This window comes from Micromonospora sp. NPDC049089 (assembly GCF_040648775.1).
Classification (GTDB): Bacteria; Actinomycetota; Actinomycetes; order Mycobacteriales; family Micromonosporaceae; genus Micromonospora.
Window position 1 is genome coordinate 23,546 of the sequence record NZ_JBEZEH010000064.1, and the last position, 7,331, is coordinate 30,876.

Sequence of the window (7,331 nt, forward strand, 5' to 3'; positions counted from 1 at the left end):
GCATTCCCTGCCGACAGCGAGGACCGCACGCGCAGGGTCATTGATGCGGCCTTCGGCGAAGACCAGGCCGCCGGGGACGTTCCGGAAGCCCTCGACGGCCCGAAGACGGCATGATCATGGTTCAGCGAACCTCGGGAAGGCCGTAATCGCAGGTCAGTGACCCTGCGCCCGTTACTTGGCGTTGAAGTAGTTGGCCTCCGGGTGGTGGACCACGATCGCGTCGGTGGCCTGCTCCGGCATGAGCTGGAACTCCTCGGACAGCTCGACCCCGATCCGGTCCGCGCCGAGCAGATCCATGATCTTCGCCCGGTCTTCCAGGTCGGGGCAGGCGGGGTAGCCGAACGCGTACCGGCAGCCCCGGTAGTCGTTGTGCAGGATGCCGGCCAGGTCCGCCGGGTCGTCGTGGCCCAGCGGGCGGCCGTCGGGCAGCGTCATCTCGGCGCGAATGCGCTGGTGCCAGTATTCGGCGAGGGCCTCGGTGAGCTGCACGGAGAGGCCGTGCACCTCCAGGTAGTCGCGGTACTCGTTGCGGGCGAACAGCTTCGCCGCGTACTCGCTGACCGGCTGGCCGACGGTGACCAGTTGCAACGCGACCACATCGAGCTGGTCGCCCTGGGGCCTGAAGAAGTCCGCCAGGCAGAGTCGCCGCTCCTGCCGCTGCCGCGGGAAGGAGAACCGGGCGCGCTCCGCGTGCCCGTTCTCGTCGAGCACCACCAGGTCATTGCCTTCGGAGTACGCGGGGAAGTAGCCGTACACCACGGCTGCCTCAAGGACCTGGTCGGCGATCAGCCGGTCCAGCCAGTACCGCAGCCGCGGCCGACCCTCGGTCTCGACCAGCTCCTCGTAGGAGGGTCCGCTGCCACCCCGGGCGCCGCGCAACCCCCACTGCCCGGAGAAGGTGGCCCGCTCGTCGAGCAGCGCCGCGTAGTCGGCCATCGGCACGCCCTTGACGACCCGGGTGCCGAAGAACGGCGGAGTGGGCACCGACACGTCGGCGGCCACATCGGAGCGGACCGAGGAGTCGTGCAGCTCCGGCAGCGACGTGGTGACCATCGAGCGCTGCCGTTCCCGGCGCGCCCGCCGGGCGGCGAGAGCCGCCTCCCGCTCCGGGTCGATCACCGGGGCGCCGCCGCGCTTGGCCGTCATCACCCGGTCCATCAGGGACAGGCCCTCGAACGCGTCCCGCGCGTAGTGCACCTGCCCGGGGAACGTCGACCGCAGGTCGTCCTCGACGTACGCGCGGGTCAGCGCCGCCCCACCCAGCAGGACCGGCCAGCGTTCCGCGACCCCGCGCGTGGCCATCTCGGCCAGGTTCTCCTTCATGATGACAGTGCTCTTGACCAGCAGCCCGGACATGCCGATCGCGTCGGCGCGGTGCTGCTCTGCCGCGTCGAGGATGGCGCTGATCGGCTGCTTGATGCCGATGTTCACCACCTCGTAGCCGTTGTTGGACAGGATGATGTCGACCAGGTTCTTGCCGATGTCGTGCACGTCGCCGCGTACGGTGGCGAGCACGATGCGGCCCTTGCCGCCGTCCTCCGCGGTCTCCATGTGCGGTTCCAGGTAGGCGACCGCGGTCTTCATCACCTCGGCGGACTGGAGCACGAACGGCAGCTGCATCTGGCCGGAGCCGAACAGCTCACCGACCACCTTCATGCCGTCCAGCAGGATGTCGTTGATGATCGACAGTGGGGAGCGGCCGCCGGCCATCGCCTCGTCCAGGTCGGCCTCCAGGCCGTTGCGCTCACCGTCGATGATCCGCCGCTTGAGCCGCTCGTCGAGCGGCAGCGCCGCCAACTCCTGGGCGCGACTGGCGCGGGCGCTGGTCACGTCGACGCCCTCGAAGAGCTCGAGGAAACGCTGCACCGGGTCGTACCCCTCGCGTCGCCGGTCGTACACCAGGTCCAGGGCGACCTCGCGCTGCTCATCGGGAATCTTCGACATCGGCAGGATCTTGCTGGCGTGCACGATCGCCGAGGTCAGGCCGGCCTGCACACACTCGTGCAGGAACACCGAGTTGAGCACCTGCCGGGCCGCCGGGTTCAGCCCGAAGGAGATGTTCGAGATGCCCAGGGTGAAGTTGACACCCGGGTAGCGGCGGGAGATCTCCCGGATCGCCTCGATCGTCTCGATGCCGTCGCGGCGGGTCTCCTCCTGCCCGGTGGCGATCGGGAAGGTCAGCGCGTCGATCAGGATGTCGGCGCGGTCCATGCCCCACCGGTCGGTCAGGTCGTCGATCAACCGCGCCGCGACCCGGACCTTCCACTCCTGGGTACGGGCCTGACCCTCCTCGTCGATGAGCAGCGCCACCACCGACGCGCCGTGCTCCCGGACGATCGGCATCACGCGCGCGTACCGGGACTCGGGGCCGTCGCCGTCCTCGAAGTTCACCGAGTTGACCACGCAGCGGCCGCCGAGCATCTCCAAGCCGGCCTCCACCACGTTCGGCTCGGTGGAGTCCAACATGATCGGCAGGGTGGACGCGGTGGCGAACCGACCGGCCAGCTCCCGCATGTCCTGCGTGCCGTCGCGGCCGACGTAGTCCACGCACAGGTCGAGCAGGTGGGAGCCGTCCCGTGCCTGACTGCGGGCGATCTCCACACAGGCCCGCCAGTCGCCGGCGAGCATCGCCTCCCGGAACGCCTTCGAGCCGTTGGCGTTGGTCCGCTCCCCCACCATCAGCACCGAGGCGTCCTGGGCGAACGGCACCGGGTGGTAGACCGAGGAGACGCCCGCCTCGTGCCGCGGCTCCCGGGCCGGGGCGGTGACGCCGTGCAGCCGCTCGGCCAGCACCCGGATGTGCTCCGGGGTGGTGCCGCAGCAGCCACCGATCAGCCCCACGCCGTACTCGGTGATGAACCGCTCCAGGGCCTCGGCCAGCTCCACGGGAGTCAGCGGGAAGTACGCCCCGTCGGCGGTCAGCACCGGCAGGCCGGCGTTCGGCATCACCGACAGCGGGATGCGGGAGTGCTGCGACAGGTAGCGCAGGTGCTCGCTCATCTCGGCCGGGCCGGTCGAGCAGTTGAGCCCGATCAGGTCCACGCCGAGCGGCTCGATCGCGGCGAGGGCCGCCCCGATCTCGCTGCCGACCAGCATGGTGCCGGTGGTCTCCACCGCCACGTGACAGATGATCGGCACCGTCTGGCCCAGCTCGGCCATCGCCCGCTTCGACCCGACCACCGCCGCCTTGACCTGGAGCAGGTCCTGACAGGTCTCGATGATCAACGCGTCGGCGCCGCCGACGATCAGACCCGCGGCGTTCTCCTGGTAGGCGTCGCGCAGGGTCGAGTAGGCGGCGTGCCCGAGGGTGGGCAGCTTGGTGCCCGGCCCGATCGAGCCGAGCACGAAACGGGGCCGATCCGGGGTGCTGGCCGCGTCGGCGGCCTCCCGGGCGATCCGGGCGCCCGCCTCGGACAGCTCGCGGATGCGGTGCGGGATGTCGTACTCGGCGAGGTTGGCGAGGTTGGCCCCGAAGGTGTTGGTCTCCACGCAGTCGGCGCCGACGGCCAGGTAGGCGTCGTGCACCCCGCGCACCACGTCCGGGCGGGTGACGTTGAGGATCTCGTTGCACCCCTCGAGCCCGTCGAAGTCGTCGAGCGTGAGGTCCGCGGCCTGAAGCATCGTGCCCATCGCGCCGTCGGCGATGAGAATGCGATCAGCCAGCACATCCATCAATGAAGTCCGCACCCGTTCAGGTTAGTGCGATTCCGCCGGACTCCACGACCATCATCGTGCGATCCCCTATTGTGTCACGGGAATCACGCTGTCTGGTTCGTTCGGGTATGACCTGCTGCCGGAGCGGCCGACCGGCGCGGCCGACGGGCCGCACCCTCGCCCTGCACGTAGGCTGGCGGACGTGAAGGACAACAGGGACGCCACCGTGCCACACGGTATGACGACCGGGCGCGGTCCCGGCGCCAGCCGCGACGAGCAGGGTGAGGTGACGGCGTGACCGAGTTCGACGGACTGCCGGTGCTGCGGTCCCCGGTGGCGATCGCCGCGTTCGAGGGCTGGAATGACGCCGCCGACGCGTCCACCGCCGCGGTCGAGCACCTGGAGCAGGTCTGGAACGCCCGGCAGATCGCCGAGCTGGATCCAGAGGACTTCTACGACTTCCAGGTCAGCCGGCCCACCATCACCATGGCCGACGGGGAGACCCGGCGGGTGGAGTGGCCGACGACCCGGTTCATGGTGGCCAGCCCGGAGGGCACCGACCGTGACGTGGTGCTGATCCGCGGCATCGAGCCGAGCATGCGCTGGCGGACGTTCTGCGAGCAGGTGCTGGAGATCTGCCACAGCCTGGAGGTGGAACGGGTGGTGCTGCTCGGCGCGTTGCTGGCCGACGTGCCGTACACCCGGCCGCTGCCGATCAGTGGCAGCGCCTCCGACGCGCAGGCCGCCGAGCGTTACCAGCTCACCCCCACCCGGTACGACGGGCCGACCGGCATCGTCGGCGTGCTGCACGACGCCTGCACCCGCGCCGAGGTGGACGCCGTCTCCTTCTGGGTGCACGTGCCGCACTACGCCAACAACCCGCCCTGCCCGAAGGCCACCCTCGCCCTGCTGCACCGGGTCGAGGAGGTCGTCGACCTGCCGGTGCCGATGGCCGACCTGGCCGAGGAGTCCGCCGAGTGGGAGCAGCGGGTTCGCAGCGCCGCCGAGCAGGACGCCGAGCTGGGCGAGTACGTCCGCGAGCTGGAAGAGCGGGTCGGCGACGAGGGGATCACCCCGTTGACCGGTGACGAGATCGCCCAGGAGTTCGAGAAGTACCTGCGCCGCCGGGGCGGTTCGGCCGGCCCCACCGCCGGCTCCTGGTAGCACTGTTTTCGCTGCGGGCCTTCGGACCTTTTGTGGTCCGGGGGCCCGTTTTCGCGTGTCCGGGGTAGCGCCGTCACACCCCCTAGGGCATCCTAGGAACCTAGATGTGATCAAGGAGGCGGGTGTGCAGATCAATCCCGGGGCCGCCGAGTTCCCGCACCGACAGATCGCCGCGCAGCTCAAGGCCCAGGTCCGGCGCGGGGACTGGGGGCCGGGCGAGCGGCTGCCGTCCATCCCGGCCATCGCCGAGATGTTCGGCGTCGCCAAGCAGACCGTGCAACGCGCCGTCGACCAACTGCGGGTCGAGGGCATCCTGATCACCAAACCCGGCTCCGGTACGTACGTCCGGGGCACCCGCCGCCGCCTCAACCGCCTCTCCCGAGGCCGGTACGGCGGCTTCCGCGGCTACCACGCCGACCTGGCCGCCCGGTACCGTCAACAGCTCGTCTCCGTGGGGCACGCCCCCGCCCCCGCCGAGGTGGCCGACGCCTTCGGCGTCTCCGACGGCACCAACCTGCTCTGCCGCCGGCACCTCGTCCGCACCGACGACTCCCCCGTCGAGGTGGGCGCCTCCTGGTTCCTGCCCCGCGACACCGCCGGCACCTCTCTGGAGCGCGCCGAGGCGTTCGGCCGGCCGCTCTACCAGGAGGCCGAGGAAGCCACCGGACGACGGTACGTCTCGGCAACCGACACGATCAGCGCCCGTCAGCCGAGCCGGGAGGAGGCCGAAACGCTCCAGATCCGACCGGACACCCCGGTGCTGCACCTGCTGCACGTGGCGTACGACACGCACCGCAAGCCGATCGAGGTCTCCCAGGCGACCTGGCCCGGCCCGATGACCACCCTCACCGAGGAGTACAAGATCCCCGGCCCGACCCCCGACCCGGAACCCGACCCCGGCCTGGTCCTGGGCTAGCCAGCACCGCCCCGCCCCGCCCCAGCCCAGCCCTGGCCCTGCCCTGCCCTGGCCCCCGCCCGGTCCGGCCGGCGGGCTCGGCGATCTTGCGCTTTCGGTCGTGCTTTTGCCTGTTCTGCACCTTTCGCTGGGACAGAAACTGCAAGATCGGGGCTATTAGCGCGCGCCAGGGCGGCCTCTCAGAGCTCACCCCGTTGTCGAAACTCGTCGCCGTCGTTGCATCTATACACTCGGTATATATACTGCGGGTATATCGATGGTCGGGCGGCCCGTTCCGGCGTCGAGCAACCCAGGGGAGGATCAATGCCAACCGTGAAACCTGTTGGTGCACGGGGGATCACGCGGCGCGGCCTTGTCGGAGCCGCGCTGGCGGTCGGGGCCGGCGTACCGTGGGGCATCGCTGGCCGCGCCACGGCGGCAACCGCCGATGCGGGCCCGGCCCGGCTCACTCTCCCCCGGCCGACCGGGCCGTACCGCGTGGGTGTGGTGCCACTGCATCTGGTCGACCGGTCGCGGCCGGAACCGCTGGCGGGGCCGGGGCGGTATCGGGAACTAATGGTCAGCGTCTGGTACCCCGCCCGGAACGAGCGGCGCTACCCGCGTTCCCCGTGGATGACGGCCGCCTCGATGCGCGTGCTGCTGGAATCCGCGGGCTTCGACCCCCACGCCGCGCTGGCGCCGTTGACGGCCGGGCACGAGGGCGCCCCGGTGCGGCACCCGGGCCGGCGGTTGCCGGTGGTGCTGTACTCGCACGGTGCCGGCAGCCACCGTTCGGACACCACCATCGTGGTGCAGGAACTCGCCAGCCACGGGTACGCGGTGGTCACTGTGGACCACACGTACGACGGGTTCAGCGAATTCCCCGACGGCCGAGTCACCGTCCAGGAGGAAGACGTCGATTCCACCCCGTGGACCTACACCAGGGACGTCCGATTCGTCCTCGATCAGATCTCCGACCTCGCCGCCGGGGGCAACCCCGCCGTCGACCACGCGCCACTGCCGACCGGGCTGGGCGCCTCCCTGGACCTGAGTCGGATCGGCATGTTCGGCTGGTCGAAGGGCGGCACCGCGACGGCCCTGACCATGGGCACCGACCGGCGGGTCCGGGCGGGGCTGAGCCTGGACGCCCCGATGGTGTCGCAGCCGATGCCCACCACCGACCTGTACCGGCCGTTCATGCTGATGACGGCGGAGTACACCCAGGCTGCGGAGCCCGCCGTCGCCGAGTTCTTCACGCACCTACGGGGATGGCGACTCAACGTCCAGGCCGCCGAAGCGATCCACTCGTCCTACGGCGACAACCAGTGGCTCGTGCCGCAACTGGCGAAGCTCATCGGCATGAGCGACGAGGAACTCGTGCGTTGGGTCGGCACGCTCGACCCCGCCCGCGCGGTCCGCATCGGGCAGGCGTACCCGCTGGCGTTCTTCGACCTGCACCTGCGCCACCGGGGCGGACACCTACTGAACGGCCCGAGCCGGTCCTTCCCCGAGGTGGCGTTCATTCCGTGACCCGGCCGACAGAGCCTCCGTCGATCATGGAGTTGTGGTGGGCGACAAGCGGAGCTGTGCCCCTTACGCGAGGCACCACAACTCCATG

At 70.4% G+C, this 7,331-nt stretch carries 4 protein-coding genes; 3 read left to right on the forward strand and 1 reads right to left on the reverse strand.

Annotated elements, in window-relative coordinates; translation table 11 throughout:
* Positions 1 to 171: 171 nt before the first annotated feature.
* Positions 172 to 3,687 (reverse strand): methionine synthase, encoded by a 3,516-nt coding sequence (metH, locus tag AB0B48_RS13690; RefSeq protein ID WP_357200482.1) that lies wholly within the window; start codon positions 3,685 to 3,687, stop codon positions 172 to 174.
* Positions 3,688 to 3,948: 261 nt separating this feature from the next.
* Between metH and AB0B48_RS13695 the strand changes: the two genes are divergently transcribed.
* From AB0B48_RS13695 to AB0B48_RS13705, 3 genes are all read left to right on the forward strand, one after another.
* Positions 3,949 to 4,818 carry a PAC2 family protein gene (locus AB0B48_RS13695; RefSeq protein ID WP_030332815.1) on the forward strand — a complete coding sequence of 290 codons (870 nt, stop codon included), beginning with the start codon at positions 3,949 to 3,951 and terminating at the stop codon, positions 4,816 to 4,818.
* A gap of 124 nt (positions 4,819 to 4,942) precedes the next feature.
* Positions 4,943 to 5,734: a GntR family transcriptional regulator gene (locus tag AB0B48_RS13700; protein WP_357200486.1), complete on the forward strand. Its 792-nt coding sequence runs from the start codon at positions 4,943 to 4,945 to the stop codon at positions 5,732 to 5,734.
* A 303-nt stretch (positions 5,735 to 6,037) separates the two neighbouring features.
* Positions 6,038 to 7,243, forward strand: a complete 1,206-nt coding sequence (locus tag AB0B48_RS13705; RefSeq protein WP_357200489.1) for an acetylhydrolase — start codon at positions 6,038 to 6,040, stop codon at positions 7,241 to 7,243.
* The last annotated feature ends 88 nt before the right edge of the window (positions 7,244 to 7,331 follow it).

Excerpts from the sequence above, each read along its gene's own strand:
- AB0B48_RS13705 (WP_357200489.1), top strand. The coding sequence starts at position 6,038 with ATGCCAACCGTGAAACCTGTTGGTGCACGGGGGATCACGCGGCGCGGC.